Source organism: [Bacillus] selenitireducens MLS10, from assembly GCF_000093085.1.
GTDB classification, from domain to species: Bacteria; Bacillota; Bacilli; order Bacillales; family Salisediminibacteriaceae; genus Salisediminibacterium; species Salisediminibacterium selenitireducens.
The window spans coordinates 1,416,147-1,443,124 of the sequence record NC_014219.1; the positions used below are offsets into that span (position 1 = coordinate 1,416,147).

At 50.0% G+C, this 26,978-nt stretch carries 24 protein-coding genes; 13 read left to right on the forward strand and 11 right to left on the reverse strand.

Annotation, left to right across the window (positions count from 1 at the left end):
- Positions 1-5: 5 nt before the first annotated feature.
- A complete protein-coding gene (locus BSEL_RS06405; protein WP_041582318.1) occupies positions 6-527 on the reverse strand; it encodes a gamma carbonic anhydrase in 522 nt (173 codons plus the stop codon).
- Between the two features lie 153 nt (positions 528-680).
- Here BSEL_RS06405 and BSEL_RS06410 point away from each other — a divergent pair, with 153 nt between their 5' ends.
- On the forward strand, positions 681-1,505 hold the full coding sequence (locus tag BSEL_RS06410; protein WP_041581799.1) for an alpha/beta hydrolase: 825 nt from the start codon (positions 681-683) through the stop codon (positions 1,503-1,505).
- Positions 1,502-2,560, forward strand: coding sequence for a tetraprenyl-beta-curcumene synthase family protein (locus BSEL_RS06415; RefSeq protein WP_013172168.1), 1,059 nt, complete (start codon positions 1,502-1,504; stop codon positions 2,558-2,560). The genes BSEL_RS06410 and BSEL_RS06415 overlap by 4 nt, the downstream gene beginning before the upstream one ends.
- Positions 2,561-2,573: 13 nt before the next feature.
- On the opposite strand, the gene BSEL_RS06420 is transcribed toward BSEL_RS06415, so the two are convergent.
- Together BSEL_RS06420 and BSEL_RS06425 are read right to left on the reverse strand one after the other, a co-directional pair.
- Positions 2,574-3,140 carry a class I SAM-dependent methyltransferase gene (locus tag BSEL_RS06420; RefSeq protein WP_013172169.1) on the reverse strand — a complete coding sequence of 189 codons (567 nt, stop codon included), beginning with the start codon at positions 3,138-3,140 and terminating at the stop codon, positions 2,574-2,576.
- Positions 3,137-4,105, reverse strand: coding sequence for a TIGR01212 family radical SAM protein (locus BSEL_RS06425; RefSeq protein WP_013172170.1), 969 nt, complete (start codon positions 4,103-4,105; stop codon positions 3,137-3,139). The genes BSEL_RS06420 and BSEL_RS06425 overlap by 4 nt, the downstream gene beginning before the upstream one ends.
- Before the next feature lie 319 nt (positions 4,106-4,424).
- On the opposite strand from BSEL_RS06425, the gene leuS reads away from it, so the two are divergent.
- A complete protein-coding gene (gene leuS / locus BSEL_RS06430; protein WP_013172171.1) occupies positions 4,425-6,842 on the forward strand; it encodes a leucine--tRNA ligase in 2,418 nt (805 codons plus the stop codon).
- Between the two features lie 55 nt (positions 6,843-6,897).
- On the opposite strand, the gene BSEL_RS06435 is transcribed toward leuS, so the two are convergent.
- Positions 6,898-8,178, reverse strand: a complete 1,281-nt coding sequence (locus BSEL_RS06435; RefSeq protein ID WP_013172172.1) for a BaiN/RdsA family NAD(P)/FAD-dependent oxidoreductase — start codon at positions 8,176-8,178, stop codon at positions 6,898-6,900.
- A gap of 297 nt (positions 8,179-8,475) precedes the next feature.
- Between BSEL_RS06435 and BSEL_RS06440 the strand changes: the two genes are divergently transcribed.
- The 6 genes from BSEL_RS06440 (at position 8,476) to BSEL_RS06465 (ending at position 13,894) form a co-directional block, all read left to right on the forward strand.
- Positions 8,476-9,168, forward strand: coding sequence for a hypothetical protein (locus tag BSEL_RS06440; RefSeq protein ID WP_013172173.1), 693 nt, complete (start codon positions 8,476-8,478; stop codon positions 9,166-9,168).
- A gap of 84 nt (positions 9,169-9,252) precedes the next feature.
- Positions 9,253-10,065, forward strand: coding sequence for a pyrroline-5-carboxylate reductase (gene proC, locus BSEL_RS06445; RefSeq protein WP_013172174.1), 813 nt, complete (start codon positions 9,253-9,255; stop codon positions 10,063-10,065).
- A gap of 69 nt (positions 10,066-10,134) precedes the next feature.
- Positions 10,135-10,548, forward strand: a complete 414-nt coding sequence (locus BSEL_RS06450; RefSeq protein ID WP_041581802.1) for a secondary thiamine-phosphate synthase enzyme YjbQ — start codon at positions 10,135-10,137, stop codon at positions 10,546-10,548.
- Between the two features lie 204 nt (positions 10,549-10,752).
- Positions 10,753-11,961, forward strand: coding sequence for a putative lipid II flippase FtsW (gene ftsW, locus BSEL_RS06455; RefSeq protein WP_013172176.1), 1,209 nt, complete (start codon positions 10,753-10,755; stop codon positions 11,959-11,961).
- 17 nt (positions 11,962-11,978) lie between these two features.
- The gene (gene rodA / locus BSEL_RS06460) at positions 11,979-13,166 is read left to right on the forward strand and encodes a rod shape-determining protein RodA (RefSeq protein ID WP_013172177.1); all 1,188 of its coding nucleotides are present in this window, start codon (positions 11,979-11,981) and stop codon (positions 13,164-13,166) included.
- A gap of 17 nt (positions 13,167-13,183) precedes the next feature.
- On the forward strand, positions 13,184-13,894 hold the full coding sequence (locus BSEL_RS06465) for a pseudouridine synthase (protein ID WP_013172178.1): 711 nt from the start codon (positions 13,184-13,186) through the stop codon (positions 13,892-13,894).
- 106 nt (positions 13,895-14,000) lie between these two features.
- On the opposite strand, the gene BSEL_RS06470 is transcribed toward BSEL_RS06465, so the two are convergent.
- The gene (locus BSEL_RS06470; RefSeq protein ID WP_013172179.1) at positions 14,001-14,222 is read right to left on the reverse strand and encodes a DeoR family transcriptional regulator; all 222 of its coding nucleotides are present in this window, start codon (positions 14,220-14,222) and stop codon (positions 14,001-14,003) included.
- A gap of 266 nt (positions 14,223-14,488) precedes the next feature.
- Here BSEL_RS06470 and BSEL_RS06475 point away from each other — a divergent pair, with 266 nt between their 5' ends.
- On the forward strand, positions 14,489-15,682 hold the full coding sequence (locus BSEL_RS06475; protein WP_013172180.1) for an MFS transporter: 1,194 nt from the start codon (positions 14,489-14,491) through the stop codon (positions 15,680-15,682).
- A 63-nt stretch (positions 15,683-15,745) separates the two neighbouring features.
- Here the strand turns inward: BSEL_RS06475 and cysK are convergent, their stop codons facing one another.
- Positions 15,746-16,684 (reverse strand): cysteine synthase A, encoded by a 939-nt coding sequence (gene cysK / locus BSEL_RS06480; RefSeq protein WP_013172181.1) that lies wholly within the window; start codon positions 16,682-16,684, stop codon positions 15,746-15,748.
- Positions 16,685-16,796: 112 nt separating this feature from the next.
- Here cysK and thpR point away from each other — a divergent pair, with 112 nt between their 5' ends.
- From thpR to BSEL_RS06495, 3 genes are read left to right on the forward strand one after another with little or no spacing between them, the layout of a single operon-like run.
- Positions 16,797-17,357: an RNA 2',3'-cyclic phosphodiesterase gene (thpR, locus tag BSEL_RS06485; protein WP_177304817.1), complete on the forward strand. Its 561-nt coding sequence runs from the start codon at positions 16,797-16,799 to the stop codon at positions 17,355-17,357.
- Between the two features lie 4 nt (positions 17,358-17,361).
- The gene (locus tag BSEL_RS06490; RefSeq protein ID WP_013172183.1) at positions 17,362-18,312 is read left to right on the forward strand and encodes a nuclease-related domain-containing protein; all 951 of its coding nucleotides are present in this window, start codon (positions 17,362-17,364) and stop codon (positions 18,310-18,312) included.
- Positions 18,313-18,351: 39 nt separating this feature from the next.
- A complete protein-coding gene (locus BSEL_RS06495) occupies positions 18,352-18,609 on the forward strand; it encodes a hypothetical protein (protein WP_013172184.1) in 258 nt (85 codons plus the stop codon).
- A gap of 83 nt (positions 18,610-18,692) precedes the next feature.
- Here the strand turns inward: BSEL_RS06495 and BSEL_RS06500 are convergent, their stop codons facing one another.
- The 5 genes from BSEL_RS06500 to glgB are packed head-to-tail and all read right to left on the reverse strand — an operon-like array spanning position 18,693 to position 26,784.
- Positions 18,693-21,113, reverse strand: a complete 2,421-nt coding sequence (locus BSEL_RS06500; protein ID WP_013172185.1) for a glycogen/starch/alpha-glucan phosphorylase — start codon at positions 21,111-21,113, stop codon at positions 18,693-18,695.
- Between the two features lie 5 nt (positions 21,114-21,118).
- Positions 21,119-22,552, reverse strand: coding sequence for a glycogen synthase GlgA (glgA, locus tag BSEL_RS06505; protein ID WP_013172186.1), 1,434 nt, complete (start codon positions 22,550-22,552; stop codon positions 21,119-21,121).
- A 41-nt stretch (positions 22,553-22,593) separates the two neighbouring features.
- Positions 22,594-23,700 carry a glucose-1-phosphate adenylyltransferase subunit GlgD gene (gene glgD / locus BSEL_RS06510; protein ID WP_013172187.1) on the reverse strand — a complete coding sequence of 369 codons (1,107 nt, stop codon included), beginning with the start codon at positions 23,698-23,700 and terminating at the stop codon, positions 22,594-22,596.
- Between the two features lies 1 nt (position 23,701).
- Entirely contained in the window at positions 23,702-24,856 is a 1,155-nt protein-coding gene (locus tag BSEL_RS06515) for a glucose-1-phosphate adenylyltransferase (RefSeq protein ID WP_013172188.1), read from the reverse strand.
- Complete coding sequence (gene glgB, locus BSEL_RS06520) at positions 24,853-26,784, reverse strand: 1,4-alpha-glucan branching protein GlgB (protein ID WP_155522714.1); 1,932 nt, start codon at positions 26,782-26,784, stop codon at positions 24,853-24,855. Before glgB ends, BSEL_RS06515 begins: the two co-directional genes overlap by 4 nt.
- Positions 26,785-26,978 lie beyond the last annotated feature (194 nt).

Below are 26,978 nucleotides of genomic sequence, written 5' to 3' on the forward strand. Positions count from 1 at the left end.
CTCGTTCAGCCCTGTTTGTCCTGGTGCTGTTTATAAATTTTCCCCTTTTCTACGTAGCTCTCTCTGATCCGCTTCATCTCTTCACGATCATCATCGGTCAGATCACGGACGACTTTTGCAGGTCTGCCGAGGGCGAGGGTGTTTGGCGGGATCACTTTACCCGGGGGGACAAGGCTCCCTGCCCCAAGAAAAGCACCTTCTCCGATGACGGCACCGTCGAGGACGATGGAACCCATGCCGACCAGGGCATCCTCTTCCACCGTACAGCTGTGCAAGAGGCACTGATGGCCGACGGTGACGCCTTTTTTCAGATGGAGGGGTAAGGGGGCGCTCTGGTGCAGGGTGGAATTATCCTGAATATTGACGCCTTCCTCGATAATCGTCGGAGCAACGTCGCCTCTGATGACGGTGTTGAACCAGATACTGACGTCTTTGGCAATGCTGATGTCACCCGTCAGCACAGCCCCTTCTGCGATGAAGGCGGAAGGGTCGATCGTCGGGGTGATCCCCTTATATGGATAGATAATCATAAATAGGCCTCCTGTATTTTCGTCTGTCATCAGTTTATCATGAAACTGTCCGGCGGTCATTTGGGTTGACCGTGACAGGCTATCAGTTGACGTCCGGTATTCCTGTGGGAGATGATAAAGAGTGAATGGATCAGGAAAGGCGTGATGGTTATGATGAAATACGAGACGAATGTGGAAAGGCCGAGGGGTGTTGCCGTGGTTGTCCACGGGGCCGGCGAACATCACGGCCGATACCGGTGGCTGATTGAACAGTTCCAGGCAGCGGGCTTTCATGTAGTCAGCGGTGATCTCCCCGGACAGGGAAAGACGGACGGGAAGCGCGGGCATATCAAGTCCTTTGATGAATACATAGCCCGGATTACTTCCTGGCTGATTGCGGCGAAGACCTACAAACTGCCGGTTATCCTGTTTGGTCACAGCATGGGCGGTCTGGCTTCCGTACGTACCGTTGTCCGTCTAGAAGAGCGGCTGAAGCCGGATATGATGATCCTTTCATCACCGTGCCTTGGACTCGTGAATCAGACGAGCAAGCCGAAAGAGTTCCTAGCCAGGGTGATGAACCGGGTCAAGCCGGATCTGTATGTGACCTCCAACGTGAGAAACGGAACCGGCACTCGTAATCGTGAGGTGATCCGTCTGTACGATGAAGACCCGTTACGGGTCAGGAAAATCACGGTGAGGTGGTACAGAGAGCTTCATCAGTCCATGAAGGCTGCCTTTACCGAAGCGGCATCGTTCCCGGATATTCCGCTTTTGGTCTCACAGGGCGGCGAAGATTTGATCGTGGACCGGCATGAAGTGAGGAAGTGGTTTGACCGTCTGCCGATCAATGATAAATCGTACAAGGAATGGCCGGGTCTGTACCATGAAGTATTGAATGAACCGGAACGCGCGGATGTGTATCTGCATCTCGCAGGGTTTATTGAAACGCAGCTGGCTCTTCTTATTGAGCGGGATCCGGTGACGCAGTCATGAAGACGCCGGCACTTCCCTGTCAGCTGATGATGCGTGTTTATCGGGACGTGATCCCTCAGGTTCATCGGGAGCTGGCTGTCTGGAAACAAAAAGCGGCGTCGATTCCAGATGAGGAGCTCCGGACACAGGCGCTTGCAAGTATCCGGGAAAAGACCTTTCACTGTGAGGGCGGTGGCATTCTGTCGCTGCTCGCAGGGCCGAATCAGCGTCGTCTGATCCGGTTTATCACCGCCTATCAGACGATCAGTGACTATCTCGATAACCTTTGTGATCGCAGTGACTCCATGGACCCTGAAGACTTCCGTTCGCTTCATCAGGCCATGCTTGATGTGTTTGACCCGGCAGGGTATATGGGTGATTATTATGCTTTTCGGACTCATGAAGGGGACCGCGGCTATTTGAGGGATCTCGTGATTGTGTGCCGGGAGGAGCTTGTTGCCCTCTCCAATTATGCTGTGATCGAACCTGAGGTGAAGGAGCTTGCGAAGCGGTATACCGAACTTCAGATCCACAAGCATGTCACACCGGAGGAGCGGGTGCCGCGTCTGACGGACTGGTTTTTGAAGCAGAGCGGTGATCTGACAGATGAGATGAAGTGGTACGAATATGCGGCATCAACCGGGTCGACGCTGGGCATTTTCACACTGGTGGCCTATGCGTCGTCAGATGACCGCCTCACCCGGGAAGATGCGAAAACCCTCTATAACGGCTATTTCCCATGGCTGCAGGGGCTGCACATTCTGATGGATTATTTCATTGATCAGGAAGAGGACCGTGTGGAAGGGGATTTAAACTTCTGCGCGTACTATAAGGATGATCAGGCAATGCTTGAAGGGATCGGACGTTTTTACCGCATGGCGAAAGACGCGATTCAGACATTGCCGGACCGCCGTTTTCACCGGATGATCACGAGCGGGCTGATTGCCATCTATCTGTCTGATCCAAAAGTGCGACATCATCCGCTTCTTCGTAAACAACAGCTGAAGCTGATTCAGTTTGGCGGACCGCAGACGATTTTCTTTTACTTGAATGGGCGGTATATACACAAAAAATGAGTGCGCCATGCACTCATTTTTTTTCGATGCCGATCAGAAACGGCGGATGATTTTTCTGGTTTGTAAAGCCGTACTCCAGCACATGCCACTCTTCCTGGGGAAGGGACCTGGTGAATTCACGCAGTTGATCCCGTTCAATGTCACCGCCAGGGTGCCCGTGATAAACAACGAGGACGATGATGCCGCCTTTTTTCAGGCGCTGCATCAGCTCTTGGACGGCTGTGATAGTGGTCTTTGGGACTGTGATGATCTCTTTATCATGGCCCGGAAGATAGCCGAGGTTAAACACCGCCGCATGAACCGTTTTCTCTTGCGGAATATAGGCACCGAGCTGCTCATGGCCGTCATGAATGAGGGCGACGCGTTCTTCGAGTCCTTTTTGTTGAAGCTTGTTGAGGGTGGCATCGAGGGCGGTCTTCTGAATATCGAAGCCGTAGACGCTGCCGGAAGCGCCGACGAGCTCGGCAAGATACACGGTGTCATGGCCGTTGCCGACGGTGGCGTCGACGACGGTATCTCCTTCTTGCGTACAGTTGGCGAGAAGGAGGCGGGCAAAAGGGAGGATCCCGTATACATTCATGACCTGCCACCTCCGCTTGATGCGTATTGCGCGGCGTATTTCCCCTGCCACGTATCTCCGTTTTTCAGCCCGTGATCGATGCCGTTCAGGACTTCCCATTTCTTCAGGCTCCATTCGGGTCCGATGAGAAGATCCCGGGGGCCGTCACCGGTGAGACGGTGAATGACCATCTCTTCCGGCAGGCGTTCGAGCTGACGGAGCACGATCTCCGTGTAGGTTTCCCGGTCGAGGAGCTCGAATTCACCGCGTTCGAGCTCTTTGGCCATGGCTGTCTGTTTAAGAACATGAAGGAGGTGGATCTTGATGCCTTCGACGCCGAGGTTTGCGGCCGCTTCTGCGGTCTCGATCATCATCTCTCTCGTCTCACCGGGGAGGCCGTTGATGATGTGGGCACATACCCGGATTCCCTGGCTCCGGAGTTTATGGACACCCTCTTTGTATGTCTGAAAATCATGGGCGCGGTTGATCCGCTCACCCGTTACGTCATGGGCACTCTGAAGGCCGAGCTCGACCCAGAGGAAGGTTCTCTTGTTGAGGTCGGCCAGATAGTCCACAACGTCGTCCGGAAGGCAGTCCGGGCGCGTGCCGATGGCGATGCCGACGACTCCCTCCTCTTTTAATACCGGCTCGAACATGGCCCGTAACTCGTTCACCGGTGCATACGTATTCGTATAGGCCTGGAAATACGCCATATACCGGGCTTCCGGCCATTTGTAGCTGAGGCGGTTTTTGACGTCATGAAATTGATCGAGGACCGTTTCCCGCCGGTCGCCGGCATAATCACCGGATCCGCGTTTACTGCAGAAGGTACAGCCGCCGGTCGCGATGGTGCCATCCCGATTCGGGCAGTCAAAACCCCCGTCAATGGGGACTTTGATGACCTTACCGCCAAATTCGTTGCGTAAATAGTTGTTCCATGAATAATACCGTTTGTCGCCAAAATGGGCGGGAACCTTGTCTCTCAAGTGAAGCACTCCTTTATCGTACGATTTCTCACTATGCTCATCGTATCATAAGACGCTTTTGGACGGTACCTTACGTCCTGGAGGATTGCCGGATGCAAAGTGGCAGATCAGCCCGGCCGGTCACTTCTTTCAGTCTAGCTCTCAACCTTGACATGCCGGTGCCGGAATGAATACAATATAGGATAGGATAAATGGCGAGAAGCACAGGATGAATGGTCGTTTTCACGCCCCCTGGACAGAACTGGGGGCTTTTTTCATTCAATGTGGCAGTACATAGAAGCAGTGCTTGTGAGCTGACTATTTTGAGGAGGTTGTACAGATGGCATTCGATCATCAGGAAATCGAGAAAAAATGGCAACACGTATGGGAATCGGAAAAGACGTTTAAGACGACAGAGGATACGGACAAAGAGAAATTCTACGCGCTTGATATGTTCCCTTATCCGTCAGGAGCGGGACTTCACGTCGGGCATCCGGAAGGATATACGGCAACAGACATCCTCTCACGAATGAAGCGGATGCAGGGCTATAATGTTCTTCATCCTATGGGCTGGGATGCTTTTGGTCTCCCTGCGGAGCAGTATGCGCTCGATACAGGGAAGCACCCGCGTGAATTCACGGAGAAAAATATCGAGACGTTCCGTCGTCAGATCAAATCACTCGGCTTTTCCTACGACTGGGACCGTGAGATCAATACAACCGATGAGAAGTATTACAAATGGACGCAGTGGATTTTTATCCAACTCTATAACAAAGGCCTTGCCTATATGGATGAAGTGGCCGTCAACTGGTGCCCCGCCCTTGGAACGGTTCTTGCCAACGAAGAGGTGATTGAAGGGAAGAGTGAGCGTGGCGGTCACCCGGTGGAGAAGCGTCCAATGAAGCAGTGGATGCTGAAGATTACGGAATACGGAGACCGTCTCCTTGAAGATCTGGAAGACCTGGACTGGCCGGAGAGCATCAAGGATATGCAACGCAACTGGATCGGCCGTTCGGAAGGAGCGGATGTCACTTTTACGTTTGAGAAGACCGGTGAAGAAGTCACCGTATTCACGACACGTCCGGATACGCTCTACGGAGCAACCTATCTCGTGCTGGCGCCTGAGCATAAAGCGGTTCAGTCAGTCACGACCCCTGAGCAAAAGGAAGAGGTTGAGGCGTATATCAAAAAAGTGACGCACAAGTCCGATCTCGAACGGACGGAGCTTTCAAAAGAAAAGACGGGTGTATTCACAGGGGGCTATGCGATTCACCCGGTTTCCGGTGAACAGGTACCGGTCTGGATCGCCGACTACGTGCTGATCAGCTACGGATCCGGCGCAATCATGGCGGTTCCTGCACACGATGAGCGTGACTATGAATTTGCGAAAACCTTTGACCTGCCGATCCGGGAAGTCGTGGAAGGCGGAGATGTATCGAAGGAAGCCTATGCAGGTGACGGTGCACACATTAATTCCGATTTCCTGAACGGTCTCGATAACAGTGAAGCCATTGCGAAGATGATCGACTGGCTTGAACAAGAAGGTAAAGGCGAGCGCAAAGTCACATACAGACTCCGTGACTGGCTCTTCAGCCGCCAGCGGTACTGGGGTGAGCCGATTCCGATGATTCACTGGGAAGACGGAAGCCTTGAACCGGTTCCGGAGGACGAGCTTCCTCTGACGCTGCCGGATATGGATGAATTCAAACCGTCAGGAACCGGGGAATCACCGCTTGCAAATAATGAAGAGTGGCTTCATGTCACCGATCCGTCAACCGGACGCAAAGGCCGCCGTGAAACGAATACGATGCCGCAGTGGGCAGGCAGCTGCTGGTACTACCTCCGCTACATCGATCCGGATAATGATCAGGCGCTTGCCGATCCGTCCAAACTGCGGGAGTGGCTGCCGGTCGATATTTACATCGGCGGTGCGGAGCATGCGGTCCTTCACCTGCTGTATGCGCGGTTCTGGCATAAGGTCCTCTATGATCTCGGTGTGGTGCCGACGAAAGAGCCGTTCCAGAAACTGTACAACCAGGGCATGATCCTTGGTGAGAACAATGAAAAGATGAGTAAATCAAAGGGCAATGTCGTCAATCCGGATGATATTCTCCAATCCCACGGAGCCGATACGCTCCGTCTGTATGAGATGTTCATGGGCCCACTCGATGCAGCGATCGCCTGGAGTGACAACGGTCTCGATGGTGCACGTCGATTTCTGGACCGGGTATGGCGCCTGTTTGTGAAAGATGACGGGGCGCTCAGTCCTCAAATTCAGGATGCCCAAGGATCGGAGACGATGACGAAGGTGTATCATCAGACGGTGAAGAAGGTGACAGAAGACTTCAAGGAACTGCGCTTTAATACAGGGATCTCCCAGCTGATGGTATTCGTCAATGAAGCATATAAGCAGGAGATGCTCTCAAAGAGTCATCTCGAAGGCTTTTTGAAGCTTCTGTCCCCGGTTGCTCCGCATATTGCAGAGGAGCTGTGGAGCCGTCTCGGGCACGGAGAGACGATTTCCTACTCCACATGGCCGGTGTATGATGAAGCGATGCTTGAGGACGACACGGTGCTCGTTGTCGTTCAGATCAACGGCAAGCTGAAGTCGAAGCTTGATCTCCCAAAGGGAACGTCGAAAGAAGACATGGAAGCTGCGGCACTGGCCGATGATAAAATTAAACAGGCCATCGACGGAAAAACGGTGCGAAAAGTCATCGCGGTTCCGGACAAGCTCGTCAATATTGTAGCCAATTGATCATAACAAATCCCCGGTGCGCTTTTGCATCGGGGATTTGTTTTCTGAAGCGAGATCAGACATACCAGAGACGCTGTGCTGCGGCCTGTCCTGCAGAATAACCGGTGGAGAAGGCGACGGTGATGTTGTAACCGCCCGTGTAGCCATGGAGATCAAGGATCTCTCCGGCAAAAAAGAGTCCGTCCGTGATCTTTGAGGCCATCTCCTTTGGGACAATTTCTTTTAAATCGACCCCGCCCCCGGTGACGAAGGCTTCTTCAATGGAGAGGGTGCCTGATGCGAGGAAGGGGAAGGCTTTTAAGAGCATAATCCACTGTCTGAAGTGTTCATTCTTTTGTACAGCAAATGATTCATCGGCTTTTACGCCGGCCTTTTTCAGACTCTCGAGGAGCAGGCGTTCAGGCACGAAGCCGGAGAGGGCGTTTTTGACGGCCTTTTTCGGTTCGTTTTCAAGCCGGCTGATGACTGTTTCGTAGAGGTCTTCTTCGTTTTGATCGGGAAAACAGTCGATCTGAACCGGAATTTGCTTGACGCCTGTCTCAAATCTCGCTTTCACCACATACTGACTGCAACGAAGAGCGACAGGGCCGGAGAAGCCGAAATGGGTAAAAATCATATCCCCTCTGTGGGTTTTGATTGTCTGACCTGTTTTCGGATGGATCACGCTCAGGCTGATATCCCGAAGCGAGAGGCCCTGAAGTTTTCGCGACGAGATCAGCGGATCGTGAATCTTGATCGGGACTTCAGTAGGAAAGAGTCGTGTGATCGTATGGCCGGCTTTTTTGGCCCATGCATAGCCGTCTCCCGTAGAGCCGGTATGCGGGACGGATTTCCCGCCGCAGGCAATGATCAGGGTTTTCGTGGGAAGTTCAGTGCCATTCTTCAAACGGACACCTGTGACCGCACTGCTGTCCGGACTCAGAATGATATCATCGACCTCCTGCCCGGTCCGGAGCTCCACACCGATTTTCTTCAGATGTGCAATGAGGGCCCGGACGACATCGATGGCTTTATTGGAGACAGGGAACATTCTCCCGTTGTCCTCTTCTTTCAAGGGGATCCGGAGTTCTTCTTCGAAAAGCCGGATGATATCTTCGTTATTAAAGTTGGCGAACGGACTATGCATGAACTTGCCGTTACCGGGTATATGACGGATCAGTTCATCGAGGGGGGCGCGGTTTGTGACGTTGCAGCGTCCTCCGCCTGATATGGCGAGTTTTCGGCCGAGCTTGGTGCCTTTCTCAAGGAGAAGCACCTTTGCGCCGTTACTTGCAGCGGCATAGGCGGCCATGAGCCCTGCGGGGCCGCCGCCGATGATGGTGACATCGTGTTTCATTTGATTAGCACTCCTTTGTCCGTGATTGGTGGACACGAACATTATTCTGATCTTTTTATTGTAGCAGAGAAGTTCCCGAAAAATCATGGCAGTTGGTCTTTCTTCTTTCGGAAATTATCAGAAAATATCAGGATTATTTGGGATATGGGCTGATTTGGAACGAAATATGGCGTTCAGGTGAACTCAGCCCTCAAATCATCTCTCTTTTTTGAGCAAACGCTGTTTTATTCTCGTATATTCTGTGTTACACTGTGCGTAGAAACGAAAAAAAGAAATTCGCGAAAGGAGGAGATGCACATGTTTCAGGTTTTACGAAGTAAACTCGAAGCAAAACGTGCGGTATGGTCGCAAGAAACGCAGCAGCGAATTGCGGAATACGCTGAATTGGAAAAACAGTCAGCTCTTTTGGAAATGGAAAGAAAGGAAAGTGTTCAATCGTTATTGAATACTGAAATTGGGAAGTATTTAAGGACGGAGCATCCGACGTTTCTATTGAAGCCGGACGTATACCGGGCACTTTTGAATATGTTGCATACTCGCTCCGAAGGAACGTTCAACGTCAGTCTGACCATGACAAAGGACATGAGACGCGCCTACGCGTATTATCATAATGAACTGAAATATTTTATCGATGTGATCGAACGAAAGGGCTTCAGACTGGATGGCCAGGAAGAATTGTTCCTGAACTCATTTTTGACGAAGCTGCGTGAGAATAACTACCGATATAACCTTGAGCAGTATGGCGACTTCATTCCTGAGCATACCTCACTGATTCAGGCATTCGATGCGTATCTCGAAGTCATGGATACCCACGAATACCTCGACAGCGGAAAGCTCGACTTTTTCGCTACGTATCTCAATCATAAAGACATTGCCGACTTCACGTGGACGAAGTCCAAACTGAAGCGGAAGCTGAAGCAGTACCTCAAATCGCACAAGCATGAGTTTAAGATGAAGAAGATTGAACGTAAGCTGCAAGACATCAGCTGATGAGCGAAACAGCCCAACCACCCTTTACTGAGGGTGGTTTTCTTTTCGCCGGATGTGTAAAATGTGCATGAGAGGTGAGGTGAGATGATGAAGAATAACCGAACACGTCTGTTTATCGGAGCAGGTCGAATGAGTGAAGCGATCCTCTCCGGACTGATCACATCCGGAGCGGAACCGGCTTCGATCGTGGTCTCAAACAGGCGCGACAAAGAAAAACGCCATGCGCTTGAAGAACGCTATGGGATCCGTTCAACGGAAGATGCAGTGATGGCGGCAAAACAGGCCGATACGATCGTCCTCTGTTCACCGCCGGATCAGGTGAGCGACGTTCTTGCAAAGCTCTCACCGGTGCTCCGGAGGCAGCTGGTCATTTCCGTCGCAGCGGGTATTGACGTGACCTATATGAAAAAACGGCTGCCGGACAAAACACCCGCTGCCTGGATCATGCCGAACACGGGAGCGATGATCGCGTCGTCCATCTCGCCATACACCTTGTCAGAGGACATGGGGGACGATGAACGTGCGGAAGTGGAGCGGATCGTCAACAGCATCGGTGACGGCTACCGGACAACCGAGGAACAGGTACATGCGCTGACAGCAATCACAGGAAGTGCACCGGCTTTTTTCTACCTGTACTATGAGGCGATGGTAAAATGTGCATCCGAAGCGGGTGTGAGTAACGAAGATGCGGCTTTTCTCGTCAGAAACATGATGCAGGGCTCGTTGGCCATGCTCAGTGAAGGATATGATGCCGAGGCATTAATCGATCAGGTGGCGTCTCCCGGCGGTTCAACCAGGGAAGGACTGAATGTCCTTGAAGATCATGACCTTCTGGGACTCATAAAACAGGCTGTAAAAGCAGCCAACGATCACGCGAGAGCGAACGCACGAAGCTGACAGTTCTGAATGATAACAACAGACCGATCAGCCTGCTTGATTTTAAGGATTGAAAGGATGAGTGTACCTATGCTGATATGGAAAGAAGTCGTCACGTCAAAACGCGATGAGATGATTGACATCACGCAAACGGTTCAGGAAGCCGTGGATCATGCCGGATTCAAAAGTGGTCGTGTGGATGTGTTTTGCATGCATACGACAGCCGGTCTGACGATCAATGAAAATGCGGATCCGGATGTAAAGCGGGATATGCTGCGACGTTTCGATGAAGTATACCCGTGGGAGATGGCCGCTGACCGTCATATGGAGGGGAATACGGCTGCGCATATGAAGGCATCAACCGTCGGCTCTTCGGAGATGGTGCTGGTTGATGACGGCAGATTGATTCTCGGCACCTGGCAAGGGATCTACTTCTGTGAATTTGATGGCCCGCGCAGGCGCAAAGTGGCGATTCATCTGGCTATGGACGGCTCTTCGTCATAGTGGAAATGGTTCAGACAGGGAGGACAGGTGAACAATGTCATTGGTCTCTTCCTGTGAGGGGATCCCTTTGCTATAATAGAGTGATTCACCCATTCGGCGTGGGAGTGATGCTGCATGCCGAATGAGGTACATAAACGATGATGTAAGAACAGGAAGAGGACTGCCTTAACCGGAACACGATGCAGGCCAGAAGGGGGAGTAGCTGTGGATTCAGATCAGAAAAAATCGTTACATATCGACTGGTATCTGTTAACAGGCACACTCCTGATGGGGATCTTCGGTCTGGTGATGATTTACAGTGCAAGCTATGTTCAGGGCTATGAACGCTATGGAAATATGACACACTTTTTTGACCGTCAACTGCAGTTTCTGATGATTTCCACGGTCCTCCTCCTCTTCTTTATGTTCTTTCCATACAGGCGATTTTCGAAAGTGATGAAGCTGATTGTGTTTGGTTCATTCGTGCTTTTGATCCTCGTTTTGATTCCGGGCGTCGGAGTGGAAGTCAATCATGCAACGCGCTGGATCGATATCCCGGGGATTGGGCGTCTTCAGCCGTCTGAGTTCGTCAAACTTGCGGCGATTATTTATCTGGCACATGTGTATTCGCGGAAGCAATCATACATTAATCAGTTTTGGAAGGGTGTAGCTCCGCCACTGCTTATCGTCGGAGGATTTTTCTTTTTGATTTTGCAACAGCCCGATCTCGGCACAGCGGTCTCCATTATCGGAGTGGCCGTCATCATCGCCTTCACGTCAGGTGCGCGACTTCTTCATCTTGGCGGACTGGCCGGTGCAGTCGGACTGATTATCGTGTACTATGCACAGTCTGAAGACTACAGGATGAACCGGATCACCGGATTTATGACACCATTTGAGTTGGAACAGACTCAAGGGTTCCAGGTGGTCCAGTCATACATTGCGATTGCCCACGGTGGACTCACAGGCACAGGACTCGGCCAGAGTGTACAGAAGCTCTTTTATCTCCCGGAAGCCCACACAGACTTTATCCTGGCGATTGTCAGTGAAGAGCTCGGTATTTTGGGTATCGCCTTCGTTCTCTCCATGATGCTGATGATTATTTCCCGGGGAATATATGTGGGCATCAAATCTCGCGATACGTTTGGCAGTCTGTTGGCATTCGGGATTTCCTTTCAGCTTGCCATTCAGGTGGTGTTTAATGCCGGTGCCGTCAATGGCCTGTTGCCGATCACCGGTATCCCGTTTCCGTTTCTGTCGTATGGTGGTTCATCACTGATGGTGACATTTGTGATGATGGGGATTTTGATCAACGTATCAAGACGGATGCAGCGGGAGCGATTTGAGGGCTTTCAGGACCGGAAAGACGCGGATATGCCACAGACGGTGAGTCACGGGCATCCGAGAAGTGATACGGTCCATAATTCGAACTGAAGCAGGTGGAACTCATTATGCAAGAACGCAAAACGCCTTTACAACAGCTTGATTTCTGGCTGCTGTTTTACCTTTTTCTATTGATGTGTATCAGTCTGATTGCGATCTACAGTGCGTCATCTGCCGATCAGTATCAGGTGGGCCCGGCACACTTTACCCAGTTGCAGCTCATTTACTTTGCCATTGGTACGATCGTGATGGTGAGTATGGTTGTGATTGATTATGACATGTTCAAGAATTTTTCGATTCCTTTATATGTACTCGGTATGATACTCCTGCTTGCTGTCCATTTCGCCGGTGTCGAGGTCAATGGCGCACAGCGGTGGATTGATTTGCCTGTTATAGGGCGTTTCCAGCCCTCGGAGTTCGTCAAAGTCTTTGTGATCATTACCCTCGCACATTTACTCGCGCACATTACGAAGATTCCGCGGGAAAAAGGGTTTCGTTCAGATATTGGGATCGTGGCCAAGATTCTTGCTGTCGGATTGCCACCATTTCTCCTGATTCTTGTTCAGCCTGACCTGGGTACTGCTTTGGTTGTTGCCGCAGTCATCTTCATCATGATCGTCATGGCCGGCGTGACGATTCGTATGATTACCCTGATCATTTCTCTTGCAGCTGGCTTTATCGGCTTTCTCGTCTTTTTGCACAACTATTTCTATGAGATATTTACAACCTATGTATTCAGACCCCATCAGATGTCGAGAATCTATGCCTGGCTTGATCCGAATGCCGATGTGAGCAGTGAGGCCTATCAGCTCGATCAGGCGATGCAGGGCATCGGTGCCGGTCGCCTTTACGGATCCGGCTTTACCCAGGGCGTCAAAACCCAGTCAGGTTCGATCCCTGAGCTGCATACCGACTTTATCTTTACCGTTATCGGCGAAGAGTTCGGGTTCGTTGGGGCAACAGTACTGATTGTTGTGTACTTTCTGTTGCTGTACAGAATGATCATCATTGCCTTCACATGCAACAATGCGTTCGGGACTTATATTGTTGCCGGGGTTGTCGGGCTCCTGTCATTTCAGATCTTTCAGAATATCGGGATGACGGTCGGACTCGTACCAATCACAGGTCTTGCATTGCCTTTTGTCAGTTACGGGGGCAGTGCGCTTATAACAAATATGATGGCGGTCGGCCTTGTGTTGAACGTCAATATCAGAACGAGGCACTATATGTTCGGAGAAGAAGAAGACTATGAATGACAAGGAGGGAAGCCGTCATGAGAGTGGATAAGCTGTTGGCCCATGTCGGATACGGTTCCCGTAAGGACGTCAAACAACTCCTGAAGAAAGGCCTTTTTACCGTCAACGGCGAGGTGGTGAAGAGCGCAAAGGCGCATGTCGACCCGGAGACGGATGATTTGGCCTTTGGCGGGGAGCCGATCCTGTATCGGGAGCATCTGTACGTCATGATGCACAAACCGGCAGGGGTCCTTTCAGCTACTGAAGATGTGTCCGAGCGCACGGTCGTGGATCTTCTCGAGGAGGAAGACCGGCTCTTTCAACCGTTTCCTGTCGGAAGGCTCGATAAAGACACGACGGGTCTGTTGCTTTTAACGAACGACGGCAAGTGGGCGCATGGTATCACATCCCCCGCTCGGAAAATACCGAAAACGTACGAAGTTCTGACGGCGGAACCTGTGACCGATGAGATGGCTGATCAATTGCAACAGGGTGTGACGCTTGATGACGGCTATGAAACGAGACCTGCCGGCGTGGCATTTCCTGATGAGTCCCGTTCACGTCTCTATTTGACGATCGATGAAGGCAAATACCATCAGGTAAAACGGATGCTTGCAGCGGTGGGGAATCATGTCGATGGACTGAAGCGGATCCGGATAGGTGGATTGCCCCTCGATGAATCCCTTGAAGCGGGCACATACAGAGAACTGACAGAAAAAGAAATCGAGGCTTTTCAAAACGGACAGTGATGATCATACAAAAAAGGATGGCGCCCTTGAAACTGGCGTCATCCTTTCAAATTTTCGTTTGATATTGTTTGCCGATACCCTGCATGTGACCTTGGGTCGTTTATGGTCAGGAAGACAGCTTGACTTTCCTGTCAGTGGTCGTCCATATACCGCGTTCTTTGGATTCAACGAGGTCATTGTAATGGAGAATGTTCAAATCCCGTTGGATCGTTCGTTCCGTTGTGCCAAATTCCTCGACGAGTTCTTTGGTTGTTACAACGTCATGCTTTTCGATGAACAGGTAAATGGATTTGATTCGAGTCAACATACGGTCCGTTGAATTATTCAAATTCACCACTCCTTGTGTGTATCGGCGGATTGCCAACTGGTCAAACATACGGTGCCACTGGTCGAACCAGCGGCTGATCCACTCTTTTGTTGTATTCATCATACCGCAAATCAGCTTTGGGGTAAAGCGGATCGGAATGAATTTACAATTACTTAACGTTTTTAACAATCGATGGATTCGACTTTCCTTCTGGTGTAACAGGGCGTATACTGTAGAGTGGAAAAGGTCAGACAACATCAGGAAACCAGTGAAAGCAGGGAAGTGCAATGAGTGAAAAGCGTATGTTTTTGAATATGAAACTGTTCTATTTTTTCGCCTATTTCGGGTTTGGCGGGCTGTTCCCGCTGCTCAGCGTGTATTTGCAGGAGGATGTCGGTCTGAGAGGCTCGCAAATTGGTGTCATCACTTCGATCGGTCCGATTGTGATGATCATGATCCAGCCGGTCTGGGGGATGCTCAGTGATGTGACGAAGAAACCGAGACTCCTGCTAACGTTTTCGGTGATCGGTGCAGGACTTGTCGGATTCAGCTATCTCTTTGTGGAGGAGTATGCGGTTCTCGTGGCGGTGGCTGCAGGGGTTGCAGTGTTTCAAAGTGCGATGATTCCACTTTCCGACAGCATGGCCATGAGCTATGTCCGTCAAAACGGCGGCGATTACGGGTCGATCCGGATGTGGGGCGCAGCGGGCTTTGCCGTGTCGGTCTGGCTGATGGGGACACTGTCAGATCTCTATGGGATGCAGGTCATCTTTTACGGCTTCTTTATTGTATTACTGATCAGCGCCTATTTTGCCGCAGGCATGCCGAAAGAAACGGAGACGACGAAAGTGGATTTGAAGAATGGCTTGAAGAAACTGTCCACCATTCCGGAATTCATGATCTTTCTGGTTGTGACGTTTCTGGTTTTCGGACCAATTATGGCGAATAACTTTTATTTTGGGCTGTTGATTCAATTTGCAGGCGGGACGCTCGCAGGCGTGGGCCTGGCCTTCCTGCTTGCTGCAGGGAGTGAAATTCCGTTTATGCGGATGGCAGGAAGCTGGATCAGCCGGATCGGTATTTTGGGCGTTCTCCTCATTGCTGCAGCCGCATCAGCTGTCCGCTGGATCTACTATGGAACCGGACCGTCTCATGAATGGATTTATGTGACGACCATTATTCAGGGACTCAGTATCGGACTGTTTGTTCCTGCGGCTCTCCAGTATGTCAGTGACCTTGCACCGGCAGAAGTCAAAGTGACGGCGGTTGCTATTTATTCCGCGATGGGGAACGGTGTCGGAGCCTGGTTTTTCAGTATCAGCGCGGGGATGATCATGGAATGGTCATCGATTGTTACCGTCTATGTCTTCTATGGCGCCATGTCCGCTCTGGGTGCACTATTGACACTGTGGATGATCGTCCGTCAGAAGAAATACGGAAAACCTGTCTTGCAGCACGAGGGGCCTGAAATCATCGGGTAAATGATCCCTGCAGAAAAAAACATCCGGTTTGCCCGTTCGTTCGGGCAGCCGGATGTTGTCGTTTTACTGCTTATCAAATTCAAACAAATCGGTGGATAAATACCGCTCGCCGGTATCGCAGGCAATGGCAACGACGGCCTGATCGGGAGAGAGTCGTTTTGCGACCTGCAGGGCTGCATAGCAGGCGGCACCGGAGGAAGGCCCGACAAGGACCCCTTCTTCACGGGCGAGACGGTGTGTGGTCTCATAGGCGTCTTCGTCGGAGATACAGAAAATCTCGTCGTAGACGTCCTGATTTAAGATTGGAGGGACGAAGCCGGGACTTGTGCCCACGAGTTTATGCGGCCCCGGTTTGCCTCCGGATAGAACGGGAGAACCTTTTGGTTCGACGACATGAACGGTGAGATCCTCGTACCGCTTTTTCAGTTCTTCACCTGTACCTGTAACAGTACCGCCGGTTCCTGATGCGGCAACGAAGGCGGAGAGGTCTTTACCGATGCTGTCCATGCATTCGATGATTTCCCGGGCTGTTGTATCCCGGTGTACATCGGGATTGGCACTGTTTTCAAACTGCATCGGCATAAAACTGCCCGGAGTTTCTTTGATGATTTCGTGGGCGCGTTCGATGGCGCCTGGCATTTTTTTATCGCCCGGAGTCAATTCGACTTTGGCACCATAGGCTTTCAGCAGATTGATGCGCTCTTGACTCATCGTATCGGGCATGACGAGGATCGCTTTGTAGCCTTTGGCAGCGGCGGCCATCGCGAGACCGATTCCTGTATTGCCGGAGGTGGGTTCGACGATGATGGAGTCCGGGTTCAGGTGCCCCTGCCTTTCCGCTTCGGTAATCATGTTGGAGGCTGCGCGGTCTTTGACACTGCCGCTTGGATTCATAAATTCGAGTTTCAGATAGACATCTGCACTGTCCTCCTCTGTCAGTTGGTTTAATTTCAATAGCGGTGTATCGCCAATCAGTTCTGCAATGTTCATTACGACTTTCATTTTCGTCACCCTTTCAGTATAATATTGGTATCCGGAATGTTTAATCCCGATTTTTCGTGTCGGATTAGCATCAGTTTATCACAAACCTGAGTTGAAAAGAAAGGTGATGCCTGTGAATCCGCATCTGTTTATCGGATTGCCCGTCAATGAGGCGTTAAAGGCATGCGCCCTCAAGTGGCAGCGAAACTTGAATGGCCATCAGCATTATAAGCGGTTGATGCATCCCGATGATCTGCATCTGACACTGGCTTTTTTGGGGGCAACACCGGATACGGACGCGGCGCTTCTCTGGGAGGATTTCAAACAGCATGTGCGCGGATTTCAGCCCTTTACGCTCTGTTTTGACCGTATAGACGGTTTTGGTCATCCGGATCATCCGAGGGTACTGTATCTGTCTCCAAAGCCCTCAGAGAGCCTGACGAAAATCAAACATCTGACAGACGCCCATATACAAGCCGCCGGGCTGCACGTATCGTACAAACCCTTTCACCCGCATGTTACACTGATGAAGAAGTGGCAGGGCAATGAAACGGTTTTTGACAAGGGGTATTCACTGCCTGTTTTCTTGGAAGAGCCTGTACAGGTTGGTATGGATCAGATCTGTTTATACCGGATTCATCCTGGCAAGACCCCGTCCTATGAGGTGACGGGAATAATCAGTGGAAGCAGGTGAACCTGTGGCACAATTAATTAAACTGTCTGAATATGTCTCACGATATGAAATTGATATATACCGTTACCCGAGCCGTTATGTCCGATTAAAAAAAGAACGCTGGCAACGCCTGAAACAGGACTGGGAGGCCAGACAAAAGCGTCAGCGCCTCATGCAGCCATGGATCAGGAGAGATCCTGATGATCCGTCGAAGCTGAGGCAGGCTGTAAGCAAATGGCGGAAACTGTTCTCCTCGGATGCGGCGGATGATTTTGACTGGGAGCTTGAAGATCAGTCCGAAGAGAAAACATTTGAAGAACTGAAAGACAAGTTCAGAGATGAATTGTTCCGATTTCAGATCAGCTGGGCAAGCTCGACGGTTTCGGAGATTTCTCAGGTAAAAAAAAGTTATTATTACGACGGATTCTTGCGTTTTCTCACCCAGGAACTTCCGGATACGGTGTTTGTGATGTATCATCCCGTCTGTTATTTAAAGAAAGCACCGGTGGATATGGATGTCTTGTTGATTACCCCTTCAGAAATCTGGATCATCCGGCATTTGCGCGGGTCTGATCAGACGATCTTCAACCGTGAATCAGACCGGCACTGGGTACAGACGAAACAGGACAGAAAAGAACGGTTTATGAATCCCTATGTTGATCTTCGGCGTATGAAGCAGGTACTGGATTATCTGCTTGAAGGAAGTGATACGGTTATGCCGGTCAGACAGGCTGTTCTGTCGATGGAAGGATTTATCGATGTGTCCAAGCTCAGTACGAAAACCTTTCTTTATGATCGCCGGACGATCCATGAGTTCAAAGAAAAATTGCTACGCAGCTCCGCTCCGATTAAATCACATCAGTTAAAGATCGCGGATAAACTGCTTGCTAACAGTATGACCATTTCGAGTATTCGGGATAATATGGAACTTGAGGAAGAACCCCTTGATTCGAATCCTGAAAACCGCTATGATTAACCTTGTGTGATTTTCAGTGAGGATAGGGGTTTTACAGTGATGAATCGATACAGGACCGGCACTCGAACGATCATGATTCGAAGAGCCTTTGACTGGACCGGGCAAACAGGGTATGAGGCATGGACAAAAGAGCATGCTTCCATTTTCGCCCCTGTGATCGGTCTGTTAATACGGGATTTACAAGAGCTTTCTGTCATTCGCGATGGTGAAACGATCCTCTGGCAGATTGAAGCACCGATGGAAGCTGAAGAGATGAATGCAATCAATGACGAAGTCAGAGCGTTCAAATTTGAATGAGCAATCACCGCTTATGCGGTGATCGACAAAGAGGCCCTTTACCGTAATCGGTAAAGGGCCTCTTTTATACAGGTAATCGAATCTTACAGCTTCCAAATCCCGGTTGCGTACTCGCGAATGGTCCGGTCACTGGAAAACTTTCCGGAGTGAGCGATGTTTGTCGCGCTCATTCGTTGCCATTCACGTTTGTGTCTGTATGAACGTTCGATCAGTTCATGGGTTTCGAGGTAAGGAACGAAATCCTTCAACACGAAGTACGGATCGTTGTGATACAGGATGTTGTAGAAGATATCCTTAAATTCGATTTCTTCGGTTCCGAAGATACCGCCATTTAACTGATCAAGAATACGCTTGATTCGGGTATCAGAGTGATAAATCTCCTGCGCATTATATCCGCCGTTCTGGTAATAATCAAGCACCTCATCGGCAGTCAGACCAAAGATGAAGATGTTGTCATCGCCGACGAAATCACGGATCTCGATGTTGGCACCGTCAAGGGTTCCGCAGGTGATGGCCCCGTTCATCATCATTTTCATGTTTCCGGTTCCGGATGCTTCTTTCGACGCGGTGGAAATCTGTTCACTGACTTCAGCGGCAGGGATCATTTTCTCTGCAAGACTGACGTTGTAGTTCTCGAGGAAGACCACTTTGATCTTGCCTTTAATGTCCGGATCATGATTGACGACGGAAGCTACGTGATGAATCAGTTTAATGACTTCCTTCGCAAGGTGATAGCTTGGTGCTGCTTTCGCTGCGAACAGGAAGGTTCTTGGCGTCATGTCGAGTGACGGGTTATCCTTCAGCTCGTTATAAAGATAAATGATGTGGAACACGTTCATCAGCTGACGCTTGTATTCATGGAGACGTTTGATCTGGACGTCGAAAATGGAGTCCGTATCGATTTTCAGTCCCTGTGTTTCATAAACGTACTTGGCGAGCAATTCTTTGCTGTGTTTCTTGCAGACAGCCATATCATCGAGGAACGGCTTATCGTTTGTGAACCTGAGAAGTGAAATGAGTTTGTTTGGCTCATGAATCCACTGCGGTCCGATGGCTTCGGTGATCTTGTCCGACAGACAAGGATTCACTTGAAGCAACCATCTGCGGTGGGTTATGCCGTTCGTCTTGTTGTTGAATTTCTCCGGATAGAGCGAGTAGAAATTCTTCATTTCTTTCTTCTTGAGAATTTCCGTATGAATCTTGGCCACTCCGTTTACGCTGTAACTGCCGACAATGGCTAAGTGCGCCATGTGAACCTGTCCGTATGAAATAATCGCCATGTCTGCAATATGTGGACGGAGTTCCTCGTGATCATAATACAGACCCTGGCAAAACCGCTCGTTAATTTCGTGAATGATCATATAAATTCTCGGGAGCAGGCCTTTCATCATGTCTTCCGGCCACTTCTCGAGCGCTTCACTTAACGTGGTGTGGTTCGTATACGCCATCACGTGACGGGTCACTTCCCAGGCATCATCCCACGGATAACCTTCTTCATCCATCAGGACCCGCATAAGTTCAGGGACGGCAAGGGACGGGTGCGTGTCATTGATCTGAATGGTGACATAATCCTGAAGCTGTGACAGCGGTAGTCCGTGATTTTCCCGGAACTTGTTGATGATGTTTTTGATCGTTGCCGACACCAGGAAATACTGCTGTTTTAAGCGGAGTTCTTTGCCTTCAAAGGTGGAATCATCCGGATACAGAAATCCGGAAATCTGTTCGATGGAATGAACGTGTTCGAGATGATGATAGTAGCTTGGACCGGAACCGGTTCGACCGGACTGATCATTGGCAGAGATCTCTGCACTCCACAGTCTGAGGGTATTAACCACTTCGTTCTGATAACCGATCACCGGCACGTCATAGGGAACCGCGGTTACTTTATCCGTGTCGACATATTGGACTTCGAGAGATCCGTCACGGCGGGTATGTTCAATGACCCGGCCACCGAACTGCACTTCCACCGATTCTTCCGGCTTCCGTGTTTCCCACGGGTATTCATTTTTGAGCCAGTAATCCGGCAGCTCTACCTGATTGCCGTGGATAATGCGCTGTTCAAAAAGACCGTACCGGTAGCGGATGCCCGCGCCGTGGCCGGCGTAGCCCATTGAAGCAATGGAATCAAGGAAACAGGCTGCAAGTCGGCCGAGTCCGCCGTTACCGAGTGCCGCATCGTGTTCCTGACTGTACACATCCTGCGGATTATAACCGAGTTCCTGCAGGGATTCATTTGTGACATCGAGAAGCCCGCAATTCAAAAGATTGCTTTCGACGAGGCGCCCGATCAGGAATTCCATGGACAGGTAATAAACCTGCTTGTTTCGGTTTTTGACGTATTCTTTCTGCGTTTCCATCCAGTCCGGGGTGACGGAATCCTGAACGATGGAAGAAATCACTACATACAGATCGTTTTCTGTGGCATCATCGAGTGTTTTCCGGCGTTTTCGTTTTAATTTGTCTTCTATGAGCTTGATGTATTCTTCTTTTGTATACTGTTGCAACTCTTTCACTCTCCTTCTGTGTGTGAAGCGGCAAGATCTTTGTACAGTTCCGCATATTGAACGGCGGAATCTGTCCAGCTGAACTTGCTTTTGTTGACGTTTTTCAAAAGGGTTTGCCATAGCTTGTCACTGTGATAGATCTTCAATGAATACTCCATCTGCTCGAGAAGCTCGTGGGCATTGTAATTTTGAAAACTGAAGCCGTTCCCTTCGCCGGTGAATTCGTTAAACGGATGCACGGTGTCTTTCAGACCACCGGTTTCGCGGACGATGGGAACCGTTTTGTACTGGAGGGAAATCAGCTGCGACAGGCCGCAAGGTTCGAATTTGGATGGCATCAAAAAGAAATCCGCCGCCGCATAAAGCTGTCTTGCAAGGCCTTCATCAAATTTGAGGAGCGTTGCCATCTTCTCCGGGAAGTTCTGGGCAAACCATGAGAAGGATGACTCGAATTCATATTCACCGGTTCCGAGAATCACGACCTGGACATCCTGTTGGAGGAAATCATGGAGAATGTGCTCCACCAGGTGAAAGCCTTTTTGCTCCACGAAGCGGGAAATGGCGATGTACATCGGCACATCCGGTTTTACCGGGAGCCCGATCATCTCCTGGAGCTTCTTTTTATTTTCTTTCTTCTTCACTCTTGAGTGCTGATAGTTGGCATGGATATACGGATCCTTCATCGGATTGTAATCATCGGTATTGATCCCGTTGATGATGCCGCTCAGATCCCCCTGTCTGTCCCGCAACAGGGACTCAAGTCCCTCGCCATAAAAAGGCTCTTTAATCTCTTCGGCGTAGGTGGGGCTGACGGTCGTGATCTTGTCCGCATGAAAGATCCCGCTCTTCATGGCGTTCAACATGCCGTTCCACTCAAAACCGGCAAAGTGTTCTCTCGGAATGTTGAAGAGATCATCGAAGGCCTCATAATGAAGCATCCCCTGATATTTGATGTTATGAATCGTAAAGATGGTCTTCATGTTTTTGACCGGCTGCAGGATGTTGGCAAACGCGACGGCCAATCCCGCCTGCCAGTCATGGGCATGCAAAATATCCGGTACGAAATCCAGATAAGGCAGGCTTTCGATCACGGCTTTTGAATAGAAAACAAAACGTTCTCCGTCATCGTAATAGCCGTAAATGCCGTGCCTTTCAAAATAGTGGTGGTTTTCAATGAAGTAAAACGTGATGGCATCATGTTCGAGTTTGAACAGTTTCGCCCCCTGATTGCGCCAGCCGATTCTGACAGGGAAGGATGCGATCTCCTCCATTTGTTCGTGCCACTGATCCGGGATTTCCCCGTATTTAGGGAGAATCACCCTGACATTTGCGAGATTCTCTTTGACGAGGGCCTGTGGAAGAGACCCGATAACATCCGCAAGGCCCCCTGTTTTAATAAAAGGTGTACATTCTGAAGCGGTAAACAAAATGTTTTTCATGTTCGAATCCCTTCTCCTTTCAGATGTTTGCCATAAACGGTTCAGACGCGTTGGCGTTTGGCGACCACGTAGGGCTTGTCTTTTGAACCGATGAGCTGTTGTCCTGCAGATACATGCACGTCTTTGTCGAGAATGACGTTCTCAAGGTGAACGTTGTCTTCGATCACGCAGCGCTGCATGATGATGGAATTTTTGACCGTCGCCGTCGGAGAAATTTTGACCCCGCGGAACAGGACGCTGTTATCGACCGTACCCTCGATCACGCAGCCGTTTGATACCATGGATTTCGTGACAGCACTGCCGTTGACATACTTGGCAGGCGGTTCGTTACTGAGCTTGGTTTTTATTAGCTGGTTCTTGAAAAACAGCTTTTTGTAATTGTCCGGCTGCAAAAGGGACAGGTTATTCTTGTAGTAGCTTTGAATGGAGTTAATAAACATGCCGTATCCGTTAAAGCTGTAGTGCTGGATTTTCAGGTCTGGTAACTTGCCTCTGACACCGTCCAAAAAGAAATTGTCTTTATGGTAGGCGATGCAGAAATCAACGAGTTGAAGCAGCACCTCTTTTTTGATGATGTACACATTGGTGAACACTTTGGAGTTTGCAGGGTCACTCGAGAACCCTTTTACCCAGCCGTCTTCATCACTTTCAATCCGGAGAAGCTGTCGGTGCTCGTCGCCAGGTTCAGGAACATTCGTCTGAATCACCGTGACGTCGGCATCCCGCTCAAGATGATACTCATACGCCTTGAGGGCATTGACATTGGTCAGATACTGGCTGCCGGAAATGATGACGTTCTCCGCTTTTGAGCGGTGAAAGAAGTCACGGTTGTTGTGGAAATGCCGGAGATCACCGCGGGAAATATCCGTCGGGTCGTTCCAGTCCGGCGGCAGAATGAACACCCTGCCGTGACGCCTTGCAAGCTCCCAGTCGGCACCGGTTTTGATATGGTCCATTAAAGCGCGGTATTTGTGATTGGTGAAAATGGCCACTTCTTCCACGCCGGAGTTCACCATGTTGGAAAGCGTGAAGTCAATCATGCGGTAACGGCCTGCAAACGGCGTGGCGGCCCCGCAGCGGAAGTAGGTCAGTTCTTCCAGGAAATCATGTTCATTGTCTAGGTTGATCAGTCCGAGTAATGGCTCCATCTCACTTCGCCCCTTTCGCAGTGTTGAATGTTGAATAGTCATCCTGATTAATGACGACCGGTTCATCGTAGGAAGACCCATCGATGACAATGTCGTCAGGGAGCGTGGTGTTCTCCATCACAATGGCCTGCGTCACCTGGGAGTTCTTTCCGATTTTGACGGACGGATGCAGAATGGATTCTTTGACGACCGCTCCTTCATAGACATCGACTTTCTCAAACAGCACAGATTGTGTGACCGTACCATCAATCCATGATCCTGAAGTGATGAGGGAGTTCTTGATGACGGCATTTTCGCCGATATATTCCGGCGGATAGTTGGAGTCATGGGAGTATGTGCGCCATTCTTTATTATTTAAAGACAGGGAGAGATCTTCCTCGAGGAGATCCATGTTCGCTTCCCAATAACTCTTGATGGTACCAACATCTTTCCAGTACCCGTCGAAACGGTATGCATACATCGGAAGGCGGTCATTGAGCATGGCCGGGATGATATCCTTACCGAAGTCATGATCGGATTCTTCGATTTTTTCGTCATCGACGAGATACTGTCTGAGATCCGCCCAGGTAAAGATGTAAATGCCCATTGAAGCGAGATTGTTCTTCGGTTCTTTTGGCTTCTCATCAAATTCGTAAATTTCAAGGTCCTCTTTTGTATTTAAGATCCCGAAGCGCGGGGCATCTTCCCATGGTACTTCCATGACGGAGATCGTGGCTGAAGCACCTGTTTCTTTATGGTGATCGAGCATCTTCCGATAGTCCATCTGATAGATATGGTCCCCGGAGATCACGAGCACGTAGGTCGGGTTATGCTGGTCGATGTAGTGAATGTTTTTTGTGATGGCATCAGCGGTTCCGCTGTACCAGCTGGCCCCGTCACTCGCCTGGAACGGTGACAGAATGGACAAACCGTCGGTCTGCCGATCCATATCCCATGGTTTACCAATGCCCATATGTTTGTGCAGCTCGAGCGGCGAATACTGGGTCAGTACGCCAACCGTGTGGATTTTGGAATTGGAACAGTTGCTCAGGGTGAAATCGATAATCCGGTATTTGCCTCCGAAATGAACGGCAGGCTTGGCAATGTCTTCGGTCAGTAAACCGAGACGGGTTCCCTTACCACCGGCCAGAAGCATGCCGATAATTTCTTTTTTCATTGGGATTCCTCCTCATCGTTGTGTGTGGATTTTATTTGGAAAATGGAAACGGCTAAAGGTGGTACCATGATTTTCATGTGCTGATCAAAGCCGTGCCATTTTTCATCGAAAGTAAAATGATCGCCATCGTTGATCTGATTCGAGCCGCCGAAATGCTCGTAATCGGTATTGAAGACCTCTTTATAGACACCGGGTTCAGGGACGCCGATTTTGAAATCGTAGTGGACGACCGGTGTGAAGTTGCAGATGATGATGTATTCATCACCCGGCTTTTTCCCGCGACGGATAAACGATGTGATACTCTGATCCTGGTTATCTGCGTCGATCCACTGAAACCCTGCCGGGTCATGATCGAGCTCGTAGAGAGCGGGCGAGTTCTTATACATATGATTCAATACGCGAATATACTCATGAGCGCCGCGGTGGAGCGGATAGTCGAGCAGGTGCCAGTCCAAATCCTCTTTATCCTTCCATTCGCTGTACATGGCAAGTTCGCCGCCCATAAAGAGAAGCTTTTTGCCCGGATGGGCCATCTGATAGGCGAGGAGCAGGCGGAAGTTCGCAAACTGCTGCCACTGATCACCCGGCATTTTATTGAGTAAAGACTTTTTTCCGTGTACGACCTCATCATGGGAGAGTGGCAAGATGAAGTTCTCCGAGTACGTATACATAAAGGAGAATGTCAGGTGGTTATGGTGATGCTTGCGGTGAAGCGGGTCATATTCCATGTACTTGAGCATGTCGTTCATCCAGCCCATATTCCATTTGTAATTGAATCCGAGACCGCCGTCATGTACCGGTGCCGTTACAAGTGGCACATCGGAGCTGTCTTCCGCCATCATCAATACGTCCGGCTCATAGGCGAAGACGGTCTGATTGAGTTTTCGCAAGAAGGCTGTGGCCTCCAGGTTTTCTTCGCCGCCGTAGGTGTTATAGAGCTTCGGTTTATCTTCCGGACGGTCGAAGTTCAGATACATCATGCTTGCCACGGCATCAACGCGGATGCCGTCAAGATGAAATTCGCGGAGCCAGTAAACGGCGTTGGAGATGAGAAAACTCTGGACTTCAGGGCGACCGAAGTCGAAGGTGAGTGTCCCCCATGAGGGTTTATCCGCTTTATTAATGTCTTGGTACTCATAGCAGGCTTCCCCGTCAAACTGGCGAAGCCCATGTTCATCGCGGCAGAAGTGACCTGGAACCCAGTCGAGGAGGACCCCGATCTTATGCCGGTGACACTGATCCACGAAATACTTAAAGTCCTCAGGTGATCCAAAGCGGCTTGTCGGTGCGAAATAGCCGGTAATCTGATAGCCCCACGAAAGATCAAATGGGTGTTCGGTTATTGGCAAGAGTTCAATGTGTGTGTACCCGAGTTCTTTTACATAGGGGATGAGCGTCTCTGCGAGTTCGCGGTAGGAATAAAGGGCATCATCTTCAACTTCGCCCGGCTTCTTTCGCCATGTGCCGAGGTGCACTTCATAAATGTTCACAGGAGATGAATATGAAGAAGTCGATTTTTTTTGTTTGTACCAGTCTTCGTCAGACCACGCGTATTCCGGATCAGCCCACGTAACGGACGCTGTGTTCGGACGGACCTCTGCATACTGCGCATAGGGATCTGCTTTTAACAGCCGTCGTCCATCGGGGTGCTCGAGACTGAATTTATAGGTGACGCCGTCTTCAACATCCGGGAAGAATCCTGCCCAAAGCCCCATATCGGTCAGTTTTTCGAGTGGGTGACTGCCGTGTACCCAGTCGTTGAAGTCACCGGTTACAGAGACCGCCTTCGCATTGGGTGCCCAAACGGTAAAACGGTAACCGGTTTGTCCGTCAATGGTCATTTTCTTTGCACCCATCAGTTTGTAACTTTGGTAATGGGTTCCTTGATGGAATAAATATGTATCCTCATCACTTATTTTCCACTTCATGTTATGCATCCCCTCTCTCTTTTTTGCTGTTGTTGTACCAGTTCTATTTGATTAAGCGATTTCACATACTGTCCTATTCCCAAAGAACGTCCTTGTATAACTATTTCGTTAATCATTACATAATTACCTTTGTTTTCAAACGAAAAAGATGTGAATTTTTTAAAAATAATCGAATTATTTTATGTAAGCGCATG